The organism is Tenacibaculum sp. MEBiC06402 (assembly GCF_049239625.1).
Lineage (GTDB): Bacteria > Bacteroidota > Bacteroidia > Flavobacteriales > Flavobacteriaceae > Polaribacter.
The window spans coordinates 81,230-101,149 of the sequence record NZ_JBMKKT010000104.1 but is presented as its reverse complement, the minus strand read 5'-3'; the positions used below and the strand labels follow the sequence as shown (position 1 = coordinate 101,149).

At 29.6% G+C, this 19,920-nt stretch carries 18 protein-coding genes; 6 read left to right on the top strand and 12 right to left on the bottom strand.

The window, feature by feature from the left end:
- A complete protein-coding gene (locus ACOSP6_RS14655) occupies nt 1-1,260 on the bottom strand; it encodes a dihydroorotase (RefSeq protein WP_422093968.1) in 1,260 nt (419 codons plus the stop codon).
- Nucleotides 1,257-3,191, bottom strand: coding sequence for a BatA domain-containing protein (locus ACOSP6_RS14650; RefSeq protein ID WP_422093969.1), 1,935 nt, complete (start codon nt 3,189-3,191; stop codon nt 1,257-1,259). Before ACOSP6_RS14650 ends, ACOSP6_RS14655 begins: the two co-directional genes overlap by 4 nt.
- Before the next feature lie 117 nt (nt 3,192-3,308).
- Between ACOSP6_RS14650 and bshC the strand changes: the two genes are divergently transcribed.
- A complete protein-coding gene (bshC, locus tag ACOSP6_RS14645; protein ID WP_422093970.1) occupies nt 3,309-4,919 on the top strand; it encodes a bacillithiol biosynthesis cysteine-adding enzyme BshC in 1,611 nt (536 codons plus the stop codon).
- Nucleotides 4,920-4,926: 7 nt separating this feature from the next.
- Here bshC and ACOSP6_RS14640 read toward each other — a convergent pair whose 3' ends face one another.
- The 6 genes from ACOSP6_RS14640 to ACOSP6_RS14615 form a co-directional block, all read right to left on the bottom strand.
- The gene (locus tag ACOSP6_RS14640) at nt 4,927-5,838 is read right to left on the bottom strand and encodes a peptidoglycan DD-metalloendopeptidase family protein (protein ID WP_422093971.1); all 912 of its coding nucleotides are present in this window, start codon (nt 5,836-5,838) and stop codon (nt 4,927-4,929) included.
- Between the two features lie 61 nt (nt 5,839-5,899).
- On the bottom strand, nt 5,900-7,201 hold the full coding sequence (locus ACOSP6_RS14635; protein WP_422093972.1) for a peptidoglycan DD-metalloendopeptidase family protein: 1,302 nt from the start codon (nt 7,199-7,201) through the stop codon (nt 5,900-5,902).
- Nucleotides 7,194-7,577 carry a BlaI/MecI/CopY family transcriptional regulator gene (locus tag ACOSP6_RS14630; protein WP_422093973.1) on the bottom strand — a complete coding sequence of 128 codons (384 nt, stop codon included), beginning with the start codon at nt 7,575-7,577 and terminating at the stop codon, nt 7,194-7,196. Before ACOSP6_RS14630 ends, ACOSP6_RS14635 begins: the two co-directional genes overlap by 8 nt.
- 99 nt (nt 7,578-7,676) lie before the next feature.
- Complete coding sequence (rsmD, locus tag ACOSP6_RS14625; RefSeq protein ID WP_422093974.1) at nt 7,677-8,216, bottom strand: 16S rRNA (guanine(966)-N(2))-methyltransferase RsmD; 540 nt, start codon at nt 8,214-8,216, stop codon at nt 7,677-7,679.
- Nucleotides 8,217-9,044, bottom strand: coding sequence for a DUF3822 family protein (locus ACOSP6_RS14620; protein WP_422093975.1), 828 nt, complete (start codon nt 9,042-9,044; stop codon nt 8,217-8,219).
- The gene (locus tag ACOSP6_RS14615) at nt 9,019-9,756 is read right to left on the bottom strand and encodes a hypothetical protein (protein WP_422093976.1); all 738 of its coding nucleotides are present in this window, start codon (nt 9,754-9,756) and stop codon (nt 9,019-9,021) included. The genes ACOSP6_RS14620 and ACOSP6_RS14615 overlap by 26 nt, the downstream gene beginning before the upstream one ends.
- 104 nt (nt 9,757-9,860) lie before the next feature.
- Here ACOSP6_RS14615 and ACOSP6_RS14610 point away from each other — a divergent pair, with 104 nt between their 5' ends.
- The 5 genes from ACOSP6_RS14610 (at nt 9,861) to ACOSP6_RS14590 (ending at nt 15,824) form a co-directional block, all read left to right on the top strand.
- Nucleotides 9,861-11,297, top strand: coding sequence for an ATP-dependent DNA helicase (locus ACOSP6_RS14610; RefSeq protein WP_422093977.1), 1,437 nt, complete (start codon nt 9,861-9,863; stop codon nt 11,295-11,297).
- A 144-nt stretch (nt 11,298-11,441) separates the two neighbouring features.
- The gene (locus tag ACOSP6_RS14605) at nt 11,442-13,943 is read left to right on the top strand and encodes a PIG-L family deacetylase (protein WP_422093978.1); all 2,502 of its coding nucleotides are present in this window, start codon (nt 11,442-11,444) and stop codon (nt 13,941-13,943) included.
- An 85-nt stretch (nt 13,944-14,028) separates the two neighbouring features.
- Nucleotides 14,029-14,976, top strand: coding sequence for a hypothetical protein (locus tag ACOSP6_RS14600; protein ID WP_422093979.1), 948 nt, complete (start codon nt 14,029-14,031; stop codon nt 14,974-14,976).
- A gap of 192 nt (nt 14,977-15,168) precedes the next feature.
- Nucleotides 15,169-15,315: a hypothetical protein gene (locus ACOSP6_RS14595; RefSeq protein ID WP_422093980.1), complete on the top strand. Its 147-nt coding sequence runs from the start codon at nt 15,169-15,171 to the stop codon at nt 15,313-15,315.
- A 38-nt stretch (nt 15,316-15,353) separates the two neighbouring features.
- Nucleotides 15,354-15,824, top strand: coding sequence for an Hsp20/alpha crystallin family protein (locus ACOSP6_RS14590; protein ID WP_422093981.1), 471 nt, complete (start codon nt 15,354-15,356; stop codon nt 15,822-15,824).
- A gap of 85 nt (nt 15,825-15,909) precedes the next feature.
- Here ACOSP6_RS14590 and ACOSP6_RS14585 read toward each other — a convergent pair whose 3' ends face one another.
- The 4 genes from ACOSP6_RS14585 to ACOSP6_RS14570 all read right to left on the bottom strand — a co-directional run bounded on the left by ACOSP6_RS14585 (nt 15,910) and on the right by ACOSP6_RS14570 (nt 19,892).
- Nucleotides 15,910-17,532: a class I SAM-dependent methyltransferase gene (locus tag ACOSP6_RS14585; protein WP_422093982.1), complete on the bottom strand. Its 1,623-nt coding sequence runs from the start codon at nt 17,530-17,532 to the stop codon at nt 15,910-15,912.
- 139 nt (nt 17,533-17,671) lie between these two features.
- Nucleotides 17,672-18,427, bottom strand: a complete 756-nt coding sequence (locus ACOSP6_RS14580; RefSeq protein ID WP_422093983.1) for a hypothetical protein — start codon at nt 18,425-18,427, stop codon at nt 17,672-17,674.
- Nucleotides 18,414-19,115 (bottom strand): DUF922 domain-containing protein, encoded by a 702-nt coding sequence (locus tag ACOSP6_RS14575; RefSeq protein ID WP_422093984.1) that lies wholly within the window; start codon nt 19,113-19,115, stop codon nt 18,414-18,416. Before ACOSP6_RS14575 ends, ACOSP6_RS14580 begins: the two co-directional genes overlap by 14 nt.
- A 15-nt stretch (nt 19,116-19,130) precedes the next feature.
- Nucleotides 19,131-19,892, bottom strand: a complete 762-nt coding sequence (locus ACOSP6_RS14570) for a hypothetical protein (RefSeq protein WP_422093985.1) — start codon at nt 19,890-19,892, stop codon at nt 19,131-19,133.
- Nucleotides 19,893-19,920: the final 28 nt, after the last annotated feature.

Here is a 19,920-nt window from a genome sequence, read left to right as displayed (position 1 = left end):
TTAGGTATTTAGTAAAAGTTGACCGTTAGCATAAACGCCATATGCTTTCCCTTTTAAATTGTGTCCTATAAATATACTATTTTTTGAAGTTGATAAAATATCTTCTTCTGAAAACTTGTAGTCAATATCTGGATTGAATAGCGTAATATCTACTTGGTTATTGATATCAATATTAGAATTATCAAGACCAAATATTTTCTTCGGATTATCACTGATACAAGAAATAATCGTTTCTAAATCAAGTTTCGTAAGCAAAGCTCCAAAAGCAGTTTCCATTCCAATAGTTCCACTTTTAGAGATTGAAAACTCTACTTTTTTATTTTCTATATCGATTGGATTGTGATCGGATGTAATAATATCTATAGTTCCATCTTTTACCCCCTCAATTAAAGCATCAACATCTTTTTGAGTTCGTAAAGGAGGATTTACATTATTATTTGCCTCAAAACCATGTAAAGCGTCGTCCGTAATAACTAAGTTATGTACAGCCACACTACAAGTTACATTTAACCCTTTTCGTTTAGCTTCTCGAATTAATTCGACAGATTTGGTTGTTGAAATAGTAGGGATGTGCAGTTTTCCACCAGTATATTCTAATAAAAATAAATCTCGTGCGACTTGAATGTCCTCAGCAAGATTTGGAATTCCTTTCAATCCTAGTTTTGTTGAGTTTAATCCTTCGTTAGCAATACCTTCTCCTGCTATCTTTTTGTTCTTAGGAAAACTCAATACTAAACCATCAAAGTTTTGAGCATATAGTAAAGCTATTTTTAATAGGTTATCATTTTCTAAAGATCTTTTATAATCTCCAAAAGCAATAGCTCCTGATTTTTGCATATCATAAAGTTCTGCCATTTCTACGCCTTTGCTTTGTTGTGTAAGGGCGCCAATTGGATACAAATTTACAGGATGGTCGTTTGATTTGTTTATTAAATACTCCACAGCAGATTTAGTATCGACAATTGGATTTGTATTTGCATTTACAGCAATATTGGTAAAACCACTTTTCGCCGCTACTTTTAAGCCATTTTCAATCGTTTCTCTTTCCTCAAAACCTGGTTCTCCTAAACTTACACTAGTGTCAAACCATCCGGTAGAAACATGTAAATTTTCTAACTCTACTGTATTGTAGTCTTTTTGGGGAGAGATGTTATCTTCAATTTTTGAAATAACACCGTTGATAATTAATAAGTCTTTAGTTTGTTTGTGAAAAGGACTGTTAGAGTCTATGATAGTCGCTGATTTTATAAGCGTAGTCATACTTTAAAGTATTTTAGAATCAAAATTTCTAGCAACAAAGATACAATGGCTAAACCTAAAAACCATTTCCAAAGCCAATGAACTTTGTTTTTTTGAATTATTTTTTTTGCCGTATCTCCAACTGAAGTAGATACAGTTATGTTTTCCTTGTTGTTAAAGCTATTTAGTAAATTAGGAAAATTAAGTAAACTTTCTGATTTTCGATTATTAAAAGCAATGATTTGTATTCCTTTATCCTTGCTAGTAATCGTATAGAAACCTTTATTTTCTGGAAGTTCGTTTGTGGTTAGTTTAACCTTATTTTGAAATGTTTGTTGCAGCGGAATAAAAGTGTTTTCCTTTGTGTTAATCGAAAGAATATCATCTTTGTTGAGTTGAATACTTACTTCAATTTCATTTTTTTCTTGAACTCTATAATAGAGTTTTGAAAGCTGCAAACTTCCTTGTCCGATATTGTAAAAAACGGGAACAATTAATGGTGAGTTTGTGAAATTACTATTTTCTTTACTGATTGGAGAGGAGAACCAATAAATAGAAGAGTTATTTTGACCTATTTTTGAAACAAAACTTTTATTATTCTCCAGACCAATTATTCTACTTGGATTAGTGAAGTTTGTTGCGAAGTAGTTTGTCACTAATGGATATTGGAAATTTTGAACTTTTTTATCAAAAACATTCTTAAGTAATGGATGGTTAAAGTTTATAGAAGTTATTTTTAACGAATCAGTTTTTCTATCAATAATGGTTCCAATAGATAAGTTTTTTAAGAATGTGTTATACGATTTTATATCGGTTTGCTTGTTTGGTATAATAATTAAATGGCCACCATTTTTTACAAAATTAACGATACTTGAGGTTAAACTTTGAGGAATACTCTCTAACTCATTAAGAACAATTAATTGTTGTTGCTCGACATTATTATAGTTAACACTTTGTAAAGAAGTATTCGAGAAATTAAACTCATCGGAGGTATAGATTCGGTTTAAAAATTCATTTGAATTTCCTATGGCGAGTACATTTATTTTTTCATTTGAATTAAGACTGAAATAAAAGGTATTATCAAAACTATAAGTATCTTTTACATTCAATTCAATTTTTCCTTTGAAAGGATTTATTTTTTCAATTGAAAAAGTAATAATTTTCTCTTCGTTTTCTAAAACTGAAAATGTCTGTTTACCCAATAACTTATCATCGTTATAAATGGCAATTGGAATATTTTCTTTTGATGCTCCTTGGTTTTTTATAAGTGCATTAATAGTTAGCGAGTTTGATTCTTTCTGACCTACATAAACGCTATCTACAGAAAGATTGTTTTTTTGAACTGGCGCAACTTGAACTAAGGTTAGAGGGACACTCGTGTTTGAGAATAATTTTTCTTCGGTATTTTGAAAATCAGAGATAATTATATTTTCAGAGGTAGTTTTTAAACTGGCTATTTTAAGTAACACATCTTCTTTAGAAAGTTCCTTTGTTGTGGCTTTTACTTTTTTAAGTTGGGCTTTTAGTTCTCCCGATGTTATATTTTTAAAAAAATTAGAATTGGTTAACAAGCTGTAATTTGAATTTTCAACAGTATTTTCAATTAACTCTTGAGAAGCAACTTTAAGAATATTTCCTGAACTTCCATTAGTGTTTAGACTTAATGAATTATCTAAGTATATGAACGTATGTTGTGTACTATTTTTTGACTGATTACTGAAAAAAGGTTGAGCAAAAGCCAAAACAATCCCGGTAATTAAAAGTAATCTACAACATAATAATAACCACTTTTTTATTTGAGAACTCTTTCTGTTTTTTATGACTAATTTCTCTAGAAAGGCAACATTTGTAAAAGGGACTTTTTTAAATCTTCTTAATTGAAATAAATGAACCAGAATAGGTATGATTAGTAGTGCTAAGAAATATAAATACTCTGGATGTTTAAATTGCATATTAAATTTTATTACTCCGTAAAAATAGAGAAATTGATTAATAAAATTTTGTTAAGAAGCAATACTAGTTGTAAGCAATGACTTAAATTTGTTACTTTACTATAAATATTTTTGCAAATGTCTTTAACCGAATGTGATTGTAGTACCTATATTCCTTTTCAAAAAACGGGTTTTTTCTCTACAATGATGTGTGATTATCTTGAAAAGTCAGAAAAATTAACTTCTTTTTACGGTAATTTCCCGAGTATTGAAAACTTTGAAAAACAGATAAAATTAAAAGAACAATCATTTTCGAAAGACAAAAGAGATATTCTAGTTAATTCCCTGAAGAATCAATATAGTTCAATTGCTGCATCTGAAAGAACTTTACAAAATTTCGAATTATTAAATAAGAAGAACACTTTTACGGTAACAACAGGTCATCAATTAAATTTATTTACTGGTCCACTGTATTTTGTTTATAAAATTATTTCAGCAATTAATTTAGCGGAGGAACTATCTGTAAAGTATCCAGATTCTAATTTCGTTCCTGTGTATTGGATGGCGACGGAAGATCATGATTTTGAAGAAATTAATTATTTCAATTTTAAAGGAACAAAAGTAAAATGGAATTCTAATCAAACTGGAGCAGTAGGTCGATTTTCAACAGAGGGTTTAGATAAAGTATTAGAAGAATTTCAAAAACACTTGGGTAGTTCAAGAAATGCTGAGTTTTTGAAAGACTTGTTTAAAAAAGCTTATTTGAATCAGAATAATCTTGCAGATGCAACTCGTTTCATCGCGAATGAACTTTTTGCAGATTATGGCTTAGTTGTTATAGATGCGGATGATAAAGATTTAAAGCGATTATTAATTCCGTATGCAGAAGAGGATTTGATGAATTCCACTTCGTTTAAGGCTGTTAATAAAACTAATGAAGAACTTGGAGATACTTATAAAATTCAGGTAAATCCAAGAGAAATTAACCTGTTTTATGTAAAGGGAGAAATAAGAGAGCGTATTGTATTTGAAAATGATTCTTTTAGTGTTTTAAATACAGATATTTATTTTAGTAAAAATGCGATATTAGAAGAATTGCAATTACATCCCGAGTGTTTTTCTCCAAACGTAATTATGCGACCGTTGTATCAAGAAGTAATACTTCCTAATTTATGTTATATAGGTGGAGGAGGAGAGTTGGCATATTGGATGCAATTAAAATCTTATTTTGACAAAGTCGATGTTCCGTTTCCTATTTTATTATTACGTAATTCTGTTCAAGTGGTAAGTAAAAAACAGTACGGTAAATTAGAGAGACTTAATATTTCTTTAGAAGAATTGTTTTTAAAGCAACATGATTTAGTAGCAAAAAAGGTAGAGGAAAATTCAGAAGTTCATTTCGATTTTAAACAGCAAAGAGCTTTTTTAGAAGAGCAATTTAACAGTTTGAGAGAAATTGCAGAAAAAACCGATGTTTCCTATGTTGGAGCAGTCAACGCGCAAGAAAAAAAGCAGTTGAAAGGATTAGATAATCTAGAGAAACGCTTATTGAGAGCAGAAAAACGAAGACATTCAGATATCGTAGATAGAATAAAATCTATACAAAGCGAAATATTACCGAATTTAAGTCTAGAAGAAAGAAAACGAAATTTCTCTGAATATTATTTAGAGTATGGTTCAGATTTTATTTCAACCCTAAAAGAAAATTTAAAACCATTACAACTAGAGTTTTTTGTAATGGTTAAGTAAACATATTTTACAAAATCAACCTTTGACCAATTTTTAAAGTTGATGTTTTCTTTATTTTATTTGCCTTACAAATTCTTCGAATAGGAACACGGTTTTTAAAGGCAATTCCGGATAAAGTATCACCGCTTTTTACTATATATATTCTACGTTTTCTTTTCTTATAAGCTTTGACTTTTTCAAAAGTGTCAAGTGTAACAAGACTACTCTGACGTGTTGAAATATGGTGATAAGGAGTCGCCCAGTCTTTAGTTACCCAAACATTTTTAGATCGAATATTATTATTGCGTTTAAAAGTGAAAATATGCTCAGGATTAATATCAATTCCTTTATATCTAACCTCTAAGTGTAAATGACTTCCACGAGATCTTCCTGTATTTCCACCTTTACCTATTAATTGACCTTTTTTTACAATAGTATTTACTTTTGTATTGTATTCAGATAAATGTGCATATACCGTTTCTAATCCATTGTAATGTCGTACAACAATAGTTTTACCATGTCCAGGATGATAACCAACAAATCGTACTTTTCCATCTAAAATACTGTAAACATCATCACCTGTAACTAGATCGATATCAATTGCTCTGTGTGCTCTTCCTCGACGCCATCCATATCTCGAGGTAACAACATGTTTTTTTTGAATAGGAGATGCATATGTTTTATCTAAAAAACTTATTTCAAAAGGAAAACTAACGTTACTTCTATCGTATGGATTAAAATGAATTGTGTCCCAATTTTCTTTGAAATTAATAGAACTCAAACTATCCTTAACACGATTGTTTTTGGCAAGATCTTTCTTGTATTTTGTTATGATGGAAGGTATTTGCAAAATACTAGTGTCTAAAGTTTGGCTGTATAAATTTGGTGCCAGACCAAAAAGTATCAAAGAAACTAGTAAGGTTAGTATCGATCTTTTCATGTAATGAATAGTAAGTTGTTATAAGTTTTTAGGTGTACGAGTTTGTTCCGAATTAATGAAATTAATCTATGAAATTTAGAGGATTGAGGAAGTTTCCATGCTGTTTTATAGAGTAATGTAAATGTGGACCAGTTACTTTTCCTGTTTCACCAGAATAACCAATAATTTCTCCTTTTTTTACCTTTTGATTTTTTTTGCAGTTGAAACTATTTAAGTGAGCATACAATGTTTCAAATCCATTTTCATGCTTAATTATAACAAGATTACCCCAATTTCCTTCATCAGAGGCACTTGCGATTACTCCATCGGCTGTAGCTAAAATTGGAGTTCCTATAGAGGCCCTTATATCTATACCATTGTGGATTTTAAGTGACTTTAGAATTGGATGTTTCATTGGACCATATTTGGCAGTAATATCTTTTTTTGTGAAGTTTTTTACAGGTGATATAGAAGGTTTTGTATCATTGAGAACAGGTAGTATTCGAATGATATTATTTTCTTTTGTAAATGAAACCATTGTTAAAAATATCACAGGTATCAGTATTAAATATTTCAATTTATGGATATTTCGAGTTGTTGATGTTGTTATCATTTTTATTCTGTTTTTTAAAATTGGATGACCGAAGTAACTGTACAAATAAGAATGTGTAGATTTCTCTATTTCTTGTTTTAGTAAGCTTAAGTATTGATAGATGCTTATGTTGTTATCAGTTAAAACGGATTCATCGGCTTGATATTCGTGAATTGATTTTAAAGATTTTCTGTAGAGATAACCTATCGGATTAAACCAAAATAAGGCAATGAAAAGTTCGATTAAAACTAAATCGAGAGTATGATTAAAGTCGACATGTTTTTTTTCGTGTTCAATTACAATATTGTTTTCTGAATTTTGTAATTCCTTTGGAATAAAAATCAGATTAAAACAGGTAAATGTAGCTTTAGTATTGGAGTACATTAATTTGTATTTTCCATCACTGATGGCGGTAGCATCTTTTTTCAACTTATGTATATGAAAAATGGATTTTAGAATTGTAATCATATAAATTACAACACCTAGTATATAAATAATGAATAACCAATATGGGTTTTCAAGTGATGTGTTGGAGTCAATTATGTTTATCTCCGATGAAGTAGTATCTATAGTATAACCAAGTTCAACAAATGATGGTATCTCTAAATGTTCATTTTGAATTGGAATGACAGTTTTTGTTAATGCAATAAAAATTGAACATGGAATAATGAGTAATAATAGAATTCTATTTAATTTATGGAATGTATTTCTACTGAAGAATAACTTATAAAAAGTGAATAAAACTGTAAAAACGATTGTTACTTTTAAAGTAAAGAGGATGTAATTATTCATGCTGATTTTTTAAGTTTTCTATTTTTTCTTCTATAAGCTTTTTTATTTCTTCAAGTTCAGATAAATTTAAATCTTCATTTTTAGTGAAATAAGATGCAAACTTGGCTGACGAACCGTTAAAAAAGCTGAAAATTACATCATTCATGTATTCAGAAAAGTATTTTTGTTTTGAAACTAAAGGGTAATATTCTCTAGTTTTTCCAAAAGTCTTGTAGTCAATAAATTTCTTTTTTACCAAAACTCGCACAACAGTAGAGATAGTAGTGTATGCTGGTTTTGGTTCGGGAAACTGATCGACTATATCTTTAAGGAAGGCTTTTTTAAGCTTCCATAAATAATGCATTATTTGCTCTTCAGGCTTGGTTAACTTATTCATACAACAAATATATACCTTTTATTACTATAACTATAGTTGTAGTAATAAAAAGAATGTTAAAGTTTTAAAACACTAAAATTTATAATGGTAGTAGAGGTGCTATGTTAACTCGAAAAAACTAAAAACACTACCTCCATATCTTTTTTGGTAGCTTAATTTAGGATGTGAAGAAAGATCTGTATGTTTCGAATGTTCTATAATTAATACTCCTTCGTCATTTAGTAAATCATTTTCGAACACCAAATCCGCAATTTTTAGGAATTGTTCTTCTTCAAAGTTGTAAGGAGGGTCGGAAAATATGATATCTGTTTTTAACGAGGATTTTTCCAGAAATTTAAACACATCACTTTTAAAAGTAGTGATTTCACAGTCCAACTCTTTAGCTATCTGATTGATAAATTTAATACATCCAAAATGAGCATCTACGGCATATATCGTTTCTGTGCCCCTAGAAGCAAATTCGTAGCTAATATTTCCAGTTCCAGCAAATAAATCCAGAACCGAAATAGAGTCAAAATAATATAAGTTATTCAAAATATTGAATAATGACTCTTTTGCCATATCGGTTGTAGGTCGAACAGGTAAGTTTTTAGGAGCACTGATTCTTTTACTTTTATATTTTCCTGATATAATACGCATTTATGATAATAAAATATAATTAGAGTGAGGTTGAAATACTTCAGATTCTTGTAAGAAATTATACTTGCTTTTAAGAAAATCTATATTTTTCACATACTCTTTAGCTAGTTTAAAAGTATCAAAATCCTCATTAATATTTCCTAAGAAAAACAATTGAAAATTTATAGGATTTAATTCTAGTTGTTCCGAGACGAATAAAATATAATATAAGAAGTCTTCTTTAGAGTTAAATTTAAATGAATTATACAGGGTGAGTTGATTGTTTTTAAAAACAACGATATCCATGTTTTTATTAGAAACATTCACATACATCGTATTTATTAAAGTTTTAGAATGAACACCAATTAGCTGTTCTAAAAGTATTGTGGAATGATGTTTAAACTCGAACTCACCAAAATTTTGAAACAAAAAATTATTAATGTTTACATAAGGAATATATACATTTTTTGCTTGCAGAGTTTCTAAACTATCATAAGTAATATAGTCAGATGAAAATGTTTTGATATTATAATCTAAATATTTCTTTAAATTATCCTTATCAAAAAAGTCCTCAGGTATTTGAGTAGCTAACTGATTCTCATGAATGGCAGTAACTTTTGAAAATTCTATCTGTAATTCTTTTTCAGTCTCAAAAATTTGTTGAACTTTTTCTTGCAGTAAATGAGGATTTTCTAGGGTTTTATCGAATATATATTCTGATAAAACTAAAACTTCCTTACTTGGTATGTCTTTAACACAAAAAGAAAATCCATCCAAACTAAATTGGATGGATAAACTTTTATGTTTAGATGAAATTTCTTTTCTATTCTTCTGAATCAGTTTTTGCATCTCCCTTGTCATAAAATGGAGGCCAGTTACCACCAGTAGATACTTCCTCTAAAGATCCTACTGAAACGAATTGACCTTTAATTTGATCTGCTTCAATTACTTCTAATTCTTGCTTAACTAAGTGGGCTGGTAAACCTTTTAAAATTTCTTTTTTCTCAGTTTTTGCCTCAAATACAGGTACAAATAAACCTTTAATTTTTTCAATCTCACTAGTAGTCATCTGAAACTCTTTATCAGTTCCAGGAACACTAAACATTTCTTTGTAAGGTCTGTCTTTAAAATATGTTAAAGCTGGTTCAAAACCAATTGTATCTATTCTTTTTACAGAAACTTCTTTCGTTAATCCACCACCAATTAAGATTTCTTTCTTTTCGTTAACTGATTGAGTAATTACTAATGAATCGCTTTCAATGAAATTAATTAAGCTAGCTTTGTCTTTAGCAAAAACACCTTTAGCATCTTTATATTTTATTTGAGCGTCTCTAATGATTTTTAACTGATCGATAACTTTTGCATAACGAACCTTCTTTTCTTTGTTGAATTTGATAGGCTCCATAATTCCGTTATATATTAAATAAACCAAATAACCTGCAACTAATAATAATAAAACAGAAACTAAACCTCTTAGTTTTAATGGTATATATTTTACTATAACAAAAGCTAAAAGGAATGCGACTATAACAGCGGCTACAATAGTTAATATTAAATTCATTGTATCTAGATTTTTTTATGATATGTACGCAAATCTACAATTTTTTTTCAATCATGAAAACAATTATTTGCAAATACACTTATCTTTGATTTTTTATTTGAAATATGATCAAGAATCCTGCCGATTTTTATAAAGAGCTATTACAAAAATTTTCATACGAACCTACAGAAAGACAATTAGAGTTAATTAATGATTTGTCTCATTTTGTTTTCGATAAAAATAATCAAGCTCTTTTCTTATTAAAAGGATATGCAGGAACGGGTAAAACAACTGTAATTAGTACCATAGTTCATAGTTTATGGAAAGTTGGAAAAAAAGCTGTTTTATTAGCACCAACAGGAAGAGCAGCAAAGGTAATTTCGGGATACTCAAAAAGGCAAGCATTTACAATTCATAAAAAAATCTACTTTCCGAAAAAACAGTCTAGCGGAGGTGTAAGTTTTGTAATGCAACCAAATAAGCATACCAATACATTGTTTATAGTGGATGAAGCATCCATGATTTCAGATCAGGTCCAGAATGCTAAGTTATTTGAAAATGGTTCAGTTTTGGACGATTTAATTTCTTTTGTGTATTCCGGAAAGAACTGTAAGTTATTATTCATTGGTGATACAGCTCAGTTGCCTCCTGTAAAGTTAGATGTTAGTCCTGCTTTAGACGCTGATAAATTATCACTTCATTATAATAAGGATATATCTGAAATAGAATTAGATGAAGTTGTTCGTCAACAACAGGATTCAGGAATTTTAGCAAATGCAACAGATTTACGTCTGTTAATCCAGAATGAAGGTGTCGATTTTAAGTTCGATTTAAATTACCCTGATATTGTTAGATTGCAGGATGGTTATGATATCCAAGACGCTATAACGCAAGCTTATGATGGTCCCGACGCTTCGGGAGGAGTAGAAGATACTGCAATTATTGTTCGCTCTAATAAAAGAGCCAACCAATATAATCAGCAAATACGTACCAAAATACGAGGACAAGAAAATGAAATTTCTGTCGGAGATTATGTAATGGTCGTGAAAAATAATTATTTCTGGTTAAAAGATTCCTCTTCTGCTGGTTTTATTGCAAATGGTGATACTTGTGAAGTAATGCGAATTATACAAATAAAAGAGTTGTACGGATTCAAATTTGCTGAAGTAGAGGTACGAATGATTGATTATCCTGATATGAAACCTTTCGAAACGGTTTTACTTTTAGATACCTTATCAAGTGAAAGTCCCTCATTGACTTATGAAGAATCGAATAGATTGTATGAAGCTGTAAAAGAAGATTTTGCACATGAAAAGTCAAAATACAAACAATTCATGGGTGTAAAAAACAATAAGTATTTTAACGCTTTACAGGTGAAATTTTCGTATGCTATGACTTGTCATAAATCACAAGGAGGTCAATGGAAAACTGTTTTTATAGAGCAACCTTATTTACCTGATGGAATTAGCGTAGAGTATTTACGTTGGTTATATACTGCTGTCACCAGAGCACAAGAAAAGTTATATTTAATCGGTTTTAGTGACGATTATTTTTTAGAATAAAGTGTTAGCATTTTGTTAAACTAGATAATTAAGAGACTAAAAATTATAAATTTGTTGCAATACTAACTTGTCACCTCGAGCGGAGTCGGGAGGTAAAACAGTTAGGTCTCGACTTCGCTCGACCTGACAATTTATTTTACGTAAATGAAAAAAACGTTTTCACTATCATTCATCTTATTATTGCTGATATGTTCTTCAGCGATTGCTCAAAAACCACAAAAATTAACTACAAATCAGATTTACGAGAAAGTACAGAAGCTTAATTTTTTAGGTTCTGCTTTATATGTAGCAGCTCATCCAGATGATGAAAATACAAGGTTAATTGCTTATTTGTCTAACAATGTAAAAGCAAGAACAGCTTATTTGTCTCTAACTAGGGGAGATGGAGGTCAAAACTTGATTGGTCCGGAAATTCGTGAATTACTAGGTGTAATAAGAACTCAGGAATTATTAGCGGCAAGAGGTGTTGATGGGGGAGAACAACGCTTTTCAAGGGCTAATGATTTTGGGTATTCAAAACATCCGGATGAAACATTAGAAATATGGAATAAAGATAAAGTGTTGTCAGATGTTGTTTGGGCCATTCGAACGTTTAAACCAGATGTTATTGTTAATCGTTTTAATCACAGAACTCCAGGAACTACGCATGGGCATCATACGTCATCTGCGATGTTAAGTGTCGAAGCATTTGATTTAGCTGGAGATAAATCTAAGTATCCAGAACAACTAAAATACACAGATGCTTGGCAACCAAACCGTTTGTTTTTTAATACTTCATGGTGGTTTTATGGAAGTCAGGAAAATTTTGACAAAGCAGATAAGAGTAAAATGCTAAATTTTGATATTGGGGTTTATTATCCTTTAAAAGGGTTGTCCAATAACGAATTAGCCTCTATTGCAAGTAGTCAACATTTATGTCAAGGTTTCGGGAGGTTAACTACTAGAGGAACTCAGACGGAATGGGTTGAGTTTTTAAAAGGAGATTTTCCTAAGGATAAAAAAGACATTTTTTCTGGAATTAATACAACTTGGAATAGAGTAGAAGGTGGAGGAGCGATTGGAGATATATTATATGACATTGAAAAGAATTTTGATTTTGTAAATCCAGCTAAACACTTACCTGAATTATTAAAAGCCTATGGTTTAATCAATAATTTGAAGGATGATCATTGGAAAGCGATAAAATCTGCTGAAATTAAAGATATTATTGAAGCTTGCGCTGGATTATATCTTGAAGCATCGGCTAAAAATTCAAGTGCAACTCCAGGTTCTTCAATAAAAGTAGATTTTGAAGTATTGAATAGAAGTTCTATATCAATGGATTTAACTTCGATTGAATGGTTGCCTTCTCAGAAGAAAGTTTCGAAGAATATTGATTTAATTTCAAATAAAAGACAAAACTTTACCGAGGATGTTTCGTTAACCGGAATAGAATATTCAGCTCCTTATTGGTTAAAAGATGTTTGGGGATTAGGAATGTATACAGTTAAAAATCAACAGCTCATAGGAAAGCCTGAAACACCAAGACCAATTCAAGTAAGGTTTAATCTTATGATTGAAGATACTCCGATTTCTTTCACTAAAAATGTGGTTAGAAGATATTCGCAAAGAGATAAAGGAGAGATTTATGAACCTTTTGAAGTTTTACCTAAAGTGACAACTAAGTTAAAAGATAAAGTAATCATTTTTGCAGATGGTAAACCAAAAAAGATAGCTGTTGAAGTTAGATCTGGAGAAGCGAACGTTCAGGGAAATGTCTTATTAAATGTTCCTGAAGGTTGGACTGTTGGTCCAGCACAGATTCCTTTTTCAATTGAACAAAAAGGAGATAAAATTGCAGTTACCTTTACCGTTACTCCATCTCAAAACCAATCTGAGGGTTATATTAATTCGGTAGCTAAGGTTAATAATAAGTCATATGATAAGGAACTAATAGAGATTAATTATAACCATATTCCTAAACAGTCCGTTTTATTAACTTCAAAAGCAAAAGTTGTTCGATTAGATATTCGTAAAGAAGGAAAATCAATAGGATATATTCAAGGGTCTGGAGATGCTGTTCCAGAAAGTTTACGTCAGATTGGATATACGGTTACTGAGATTTCACCAGAAAATATAAATGAAACTTCTCTTAATAGTTTTGATGCAGTTGTTGTTGGTATTAGAGCGTATAACACCAAAAAAGTTCTTCAGTTTAAACAGAAATATTTACTTGAGTACGTTAAAAATGGTGGAAACATTATCGTTCAGTATAATACGAATAGGAGAGTTGATGTAAAAGCTCCTTATACTTTACAATTGTCGAGAGATAGAGTAACAGATGAGAACGCTCAAGTAACAATGTTAGCAAAAGAGCATGAAGTATTAAATTATCCGAATAAAATTTCAAATTCTGATTTTGAGGGATGGGTTCAGGAAAGAGGTTTATATTTTCCGAATAACTGGAGTGCAGAATATGAACCGATTTTAGCGATGAATGATAAGGGAGAATCTTCGAAAAAGGGAAGTTTATTAGTTGCAAAGTATGGAAAAGGAAACTATATCTACACAGGATTAAGTTTCTTTAGAGAATTACCAGCAGGTGTTCCTGGAGCGTATAAATTATTTGCGAATTTACTTTCTTTAAAAGAGAACGAAATAAAATAATCAGTTTATCATAAATTAATTAAAACCTCGAAGAATATAATTCGAGGTTTTTTGTTTTACTATATTTACTTATAAGTTATAAAGTATGTTTAGGAGATTAACCTTTTTAATAGTGTTACAAGTTTTTGTAGGTTGTAATAATGAAGAAAACTCAGCTGAGTTTAATAAGCTCAAAAAGCAATTACGAGAAAAGGAAGAAGTTATCTCGGATTTGAATAAGAAAATAGAGCGTTTAAGAGTTTCTGAAGATTCTGTTGTTAATGATTATTATCGTTTTGTAAAATCAGCGAATCAGGAAATTAATGTTGAAGAACAGTTATTTGCAGGAAAAGAAAAAATAATCGACGAGAAGTTCTTTACCGATACACTTGATGTTTCTGATAATTTAATTGTGTACGAACACACCTCCACAATCAAACAAACAACTCAATCTGATTTTGAGGCTGTTTTGAAAGATTTTCAACAAGAAAAATCAATTTATGGAGATGATTTTTTTGTTAGAGTAATGACTTTTTATAATGGAGAAAGTTTGTCTTTAGAAAGTGAAAACAGTAAAACAAATATTCATATACTAATTCAACCTACAGAATTAGGGTATGAAAATAAAACCTTTGTGATATCAGATTTTTTTGATGTTAAGATTGTTTCTTTAAATAAGAAGGATAATAACAAAATAGAACTCATAATAGAGCATGGAGCTTTTCCAAGAAAAAAGGAAATCATTATTATTAGTCCCGAGTTGGTGAAGTTTAAGGAGTTTATGAAGCCGATTGACTTAAATCTTTTTTATGGGGTTTGGGCTTACAACATTTCCGATCCTCATGCTCAATTTATGATTAATAAAGATGAGTTTTATCTTGCTGATTCAGATGGAGATTCTTCTTTTAAATATGTTTTAGAGGATAACCGATTAAAAGTGTTTTATGAAGAAGCAACACAAGTTGGTGAAGTGATTTCAGTAAGTAAAGATTCTTTAAAAATAAAATGGGGAAATGAAGAAATTACCAATTATGTACGATTCCCGAATAATTAATAAAGCTTTTTAGTAGGCTGAAAAATTGTCAGTTTTTAGTTTGTTACTTAGTGGTTTATCAGAACCTCCTTTAATTCAAAATGTCTTTTTGTCTTGTTTTTTTGATGAAAATCAAATGGAACGAAATTGGTAACATTATAAGTGAAATTATTTTTTATGGTTTATTAATTTTTAGATTAAAAATTTTGGATTATGAAAAAAACTAAAGTAAAATTTCTAGGTAAAGAAAACGAGAACTTCAAAATTAAATTTCCTTATTTAAAAGTACCTGTATTTGTTAATGAGTACTACTACAATAAAATGCGTAATAGTGGTGATTACATTTTTACAAATGCATAATTTTATTAATCAATTGTCTAACTTTTTAATTTTTAATTATGAGCAATTTAGCAACATTATCAAAAAATGGAAGTTTGGCGAACGCAAAGACAAACTATCCAAAGAGATCAACCTTATTTGATGACTTCTTTATGAGTGGTTTTCCATCAATTTTTTCTTCAGATTTAACTACGGAAACTTCGGTTCCTAAAGTTAATATTAAGGAAACAAACGATAGTTTTATTGTTGAAATGGCTGTTCCAGGAATGAAAAAATCTGATTTTGATGTTAGTGTGGATAATAATCTTTTGTCCATTTCATCTATTGTTGAATATAATAATGAAGAGACATCGGAAAATTACACAAGAAAAGAGTTTAGTTATTCGTCTTTTGAAAGACGATTTAAACTGCCTGAAACCGTGGATGATGAAAAAATTAAAGCAAACTATACGGATGGTATTCTAGAGGTTATTCTTCCGAAGCGAGAAGAAGCAAAAAAGAAACCTATTAAAACCATAAAAATTTCTTAATTAGATTTTTATGATACGGAAAGAGACTTGTTTTTTTGTACTCTTTCCGTATCAAATTTAAACTCCCTGGAGTTTTATATCTTATTTATTCTTTCTTCGATTTGAATAGATTAATAGAAACTGTCGCTAAATCAGAATTGGGGAATTTTCTAAAAGTTGAATCATCAGAAGATAATCCGATTTCTTCCATGGCTTTCATATATTCTTCAATTTCTATAATGTACTGATCAGAATATCCATGTGTAGCATCATAAGCTGTTGCAGCAGTTTTACCAATGTTATTTTTTATTAATTCAGGTTTTGAAGTATGTAATTCTATTAGTAATAAACCAAATTTACTAACATATGGTTTCCATTTATTAAAATGTTGTTTTAAGGATTCAATAACTAAATTGTTATTAATTCGAACTCCACGGTAAGCGTAGGCTCCTGAACAATTTGTAGCGGCAATTTCTCTTTTAATTTCTGGTTCTTCCCATATTCTGTTATGGTCTAAAAATGTACGAACATTTAATAAATCAGATAAATTGATTCCGTATTTTTCATTTAAGTCTTTCGACATTGCCTCTGGATTACCAATATCTCCCCAAATAACTTTAGCCCAAATATCAGCTTGAACCAAATTTTTACGCGTAATTTTTAAAGCAGCTTCATTATAATCGACTCCAATTAATAATAGAGGATGATCTTCTAAAACTTTTCCACGTTCAGTTTGATTTTCAATAACATTAAATAAATGTTTAAGAAAAGCTCCATTTCCACAGCCTACATCTAAAATTCCTTTCGGTTGTTCATGAATTGGCTTATTAAATAGTTTTATAATGATTTCATCGATTACCTTAAAATAGGAAGCATGAGCACCACCACTTCCCCAAACATTCATTTCTCTGTCAACATGAATTTCTTCATTTCCAATTCCTTCAGATCTAAAAATTGTTGGGTCCCCAAAAATGAATTTATCTAGTTTTCTTAACGTTGGGATATAGGAAACTGTAACACCATATGCACTGGCTCTTCTAGCAAAAAACAATCCAGTATCTGTAAATTCGTATGAATCACCAGTTTTTTTGAACCAATTTAAATGAGTTAAAATATCTAACAATCGGGCAAAATTTTCAGGTTCTCTATGGAATTCTTCAGCTTTAAACTTTGTTTGCATAAAATATTTATGAAACATTCCATTCATTCCCAAAAGAACCAAAGTTGGTCCTACAATAATTCCTTCGATATGTGTTAGGATTTGTTTTTGAATCGTAACTATTTTATCATCTAAGGAAAGTTGTATTCCAAAGTTATTCTTAAAATTATCGAATAAGCTTTCGAGTTTCAAAAAAGGAGCTAGCTCAAATTTTCTAGATGAATATTGTTCTGAATATTTTAGTAATTCTGCAGCTTCTTGATACAAAGAAAAATGATTGAATGCTTCTTCTGATAAATCATTTGTGCGAATAGTTACTTTATTTGATTGGTTATTCACATTATAATCCAACCAGCCTTGAGAAGCTAATGTTCTTAGTGCAACATTTAAATATCCTTCATTTGCTTTAAAATGATTTGAGAGTTCTGTTAAATCAACTTGTTGTTCTGATAATAGATACTTGGTAATTCCTTTTTTATGTAATTCGTAAGCTGCAGGACAGGTTACAATTCCATCTAAGTGGCGAAATAGTTTTCCTCTTAGTTCAGATTTCTCTTGTTTTGAAAGCATTTAAATAGATGTTTTTGGTTTGGTTGTTTGGACATCAATTTAATAAATAAAGTATTACAAAACAGACGTAAATAAAAAACTCACCTAATACTAGGTGAGTTTTTAATAATTATTAAATAACAAAAGGGTTTAATTATTCTTATCCCTTTTTTACTTTTTTAGAATCTATTAAAGCTATTAGTTTTGTCAAAGCATTTTTAATAGAATTTGATTCTGTTTTGTTTAGCATTAAACTGGCTTTTTCTTTAAGAGAATCGTATTTTGCATTAGGATAAAGTTCAACTAAATCTGTGAAATATTTTGAAATTCCACTCGCATAAATGTCCTGTTCCTTTTTGGTTAATGATTTTTCTTCATTTACTAAGCCTAAGTAATATGTGTAATTTGTAGTAAGCTTATTAACATTAGAGTTTATAAGATTTCTTATTTCTTTAGAACTAGGGTCGTCTGAATCTTCTATAATTTCGTCATTACCCAATTTAAAATACCTTAATTGTAATCCTAATCCGAACTGCCAAACAGCGAGCATCTCTTTTCCATAAATATACATGTCTTTTCTATCTCTATCTTGATAAATAGCGGTCATGTCTTTCCAATGAGAGAAGAATTTTGTAGCAACTTTATTCTTGTGTTTTAATCCTAATTCTTTATCATCTAAAACTACTTTGAAATTTTGTTCATCTGTTAACTTTTGAACAATTATTCGTTGCTCAGGATCATCAAAGCTTGGTTTTTTCTCATCATTTATGTATCCAAATCTTAAATCTGTAATAGCTTTATCATAGTCGTTAAGATCCCAGTATCTTTTTTCTATCGGGAACTTGTGTTTTTCCTCAGCACAATTTATGAATCCCACAGCAACCAGAAGGATTAGTATTACTTTATTTTTTTTCATTAAGTGTAATTTTTGATTTTTTATATTCTGACAACAAATTTAATAAACTATCTATTTCTTTTTCATACCTTTTTTGTTCGCTATGTACGTAGCTATGAAAGGTGTTATAATCATACGCTTTTTGATATTTACGTTCTTCTTTTTTAATAGATGTTACTATGTAGTTTATTTTTTGTTCGTTTTTTAATTGTAACCTTGAAATTTTCTTTTTAGCTTTTCTTACAAATAGTTCCGTTATTTTGAAATGGTATTTTTCATGGTTTAATAAATCTTTACTGTAAGTTTTTCTATTATAAACAAAAGATCTTGAAGGGTGAAAAAGTGCTTCAATAGATACTGAATCAGTTTCTATTTGGGTTTCAATACTGGTAACAATATAGGCAAACCGAGTACTGCCATATAATGATTTCTTAAAGAAGTTTAATCCTTTAAAATTGTCAAAAGTGATTTTATCATATTCATTAAACCTCATTGGTTTTTGATAATTTAAATAATTCGTATGGCTAATTATAAAAAAGAAAACCACTGTAGGAATCAGTATGCTGATACTAATTTTTAAAAATCGAAATAACTTTTTTAATGGTAATTTATTTCCTTTTTTTAGTTCTCTTAATACTATGGTAAGTTGATAAAATATAGGAGAGAAGTAAATTAAAAGAACCAAGGCCGCAACTAAATTTTCACTCAAATCATTAAAGTTTAACTATACATTCGATTTCTTTAGCTTAATAAAATTAATCGTTTCAATTAGAGATTCTAGAGAAGCTCTTATCTCTTTAGATTTTATTTTTTTAAGAACACTTGTTGCTTTTTTTTCTATTCGCTCATAATTTGCCTCAGGAAGTTTCATAATAAGTTTTGTGAAATATGTATCGATTCCTTTAATAAAAAACTCCTTTTCGTTTTCGTAAAAAGCATCTTCCTCTTTAATTAAATCCATATAATTAGAGAAGTTTTTAACCAACTCATTCATATTATGATTTACTCGATTGATAACTTTTTCATTGTTTGCATTAGCAGAAAAAGTATGAATAGCATTATTTCCGATTGTGAAATATTCCATGTGAAATTCTAATCCAAAATGCCAAACAGCTAAAAGTTCTTTTCCGTAAATGTATTTATTATCAGCACCTTTTTCATTATATATGGATGTCATTTCTCTCCACTGATCAAAGAAGTCATGAGCAAATTTATTACGCTCTCTAAGATTAATGGTACTATCGTCAAGTATGATTTTATAATTCTGTTTATCAATCAGTTTTTCTACAATAATTCTTTTCTCTGGATTATCTAAAGTTGGCTTTGGTTCATTAGCTTGGTAACCAAACCTTAGGTCTAAAATAGCTTTGTCGTAATCGTTAATATCCCAATACTCCTTTTCTATAGGGTAATTATGATTATTAGTTGTACAGCTTAAAATTGAAAAAGTTGTTATGAATAAAAGTAATAGATTACTGATTTTCATTTGTTTGTGATTTTTTTTTTGATTTACG

Bases quoted from the DNA above. Each gene is read 5' to 3' on its own strand.
- ACOSP6_RS14650 (WP_422093969.1), bottom strand. From the start codon at position 3,191: ATGCAATTTAAACATCCAGAGTATTTATATTTCTTAGCACTACTAATC.
- bshC (WP_422093970.1), top strand. From the start codon at position 3,309: ATGTCTTTAACCGAATGTGATTGTAGTACCTATATTCCTTTTCAAAAA.
- ACOSP6_RS14630 (WP_422093973.1), bottom strand. From the start codon at position 7,577: ATGAATAAGTTAACCAAGCCTGAAGAGCAAATAATGCATTATTTATGG.
- ACOSP6_RS14610 (WP_422093977.1), top strand. From the start codon at position 9,861: ATGATCAAGAATCCTGCCGATTTTTATAAAGAGCTATTACAAAAATTT.
- ACOSP6_RS14570 (WP_422093985.1), bottom strand. From the start codon at position 19,892: ATGAAAATCAGTAATCTATTACTTTTATTCATAACAACTTTTTCAATT.
- ACOSP6_RS14580 (WP_422093983.1), bottom strand. From the start codon at position 18,427: ATGAAAAAAAATAAAGTAATACTAATCCTTCTGGTTGCTGTGGGATTC.
- ACOSP6_RS14590 (WP_422093981.1), top strand. From the start codon at position 15,354: ATGAGCAATTTAGCAACATTATCAAAAAATGGAAGTTTGGCGAACGCA.
- ACOSP6_RS14640 (WP_422093971.1), bottom strand. From the start codon at position 5,838: ATGAAAAGATCGATACTAACCTTACTAGTTTCTTTGATACTTTTTGGT.
- ACOSP6_RS14615 (WP_422093976.1), bottom strand. From the start codon at position 9,756: ATGAATTTAATATTAACTATTGTAGCCGCTGTTATAGTCGCATTCCTT.
- ACOSP6_RS14585 (WP_422093982.1), bottom strand. From the start codon at position 17,532: ATGCTTTCAAAACAAGAGAAATCTGAACTAAGAGGAAAACTATTTCGC.
- ACOSP6_RS14655 (WP_422093968.1), bottom strand. From the start codon at position 1,260: ATGACTACGCTTATAAAATCAGCGACTATCATAGACTCTAACAGTCCT.
- ACOSP6_RS14595 (WP_422093980.1), top strand. From the start codon at position 15,169: ATGAAAAAAACTAAAGTAAAATTTCTAGGTAAAGAAAACGAGAACTTC.
- ACOSP6_RS14605 (WP_422093978.1), top strand. From the start codon at position 11,442: ATGAAAAAAACGTTTTCACTATCATTCATCTTATTATTGCTGATATGT.
- ACOSP6_RS14635 (WP_422093972.1), bottom strand. From the start codon at position 7,201: ATGAATAATTACATCCTCTTTACTTTAAAAGTAACAATCGTTTTTACA.
- rsmD (WP_422093974.1), bottom strand. From the start codon at position 8,216: ATGCGTATTATATCAGGAAAATATAAAAGTAAAAGAATCAGTGCTCCT.
- ACOSP6_RS14600 (WP_422093979.1), top strand. From the start codon at position 14,029: ATGTTTAGGAGATTAACCTTTTTAATAGTGTTACAAGTTTTTGTAGGT.
- ACOSP6_RS14620 (WP_422093975.1), bottom strand. From the start codon at position 9,044: ATGCAAAAACTGATTCAGAAGAATAGAAAAGAAATTTCATCTAAACAT.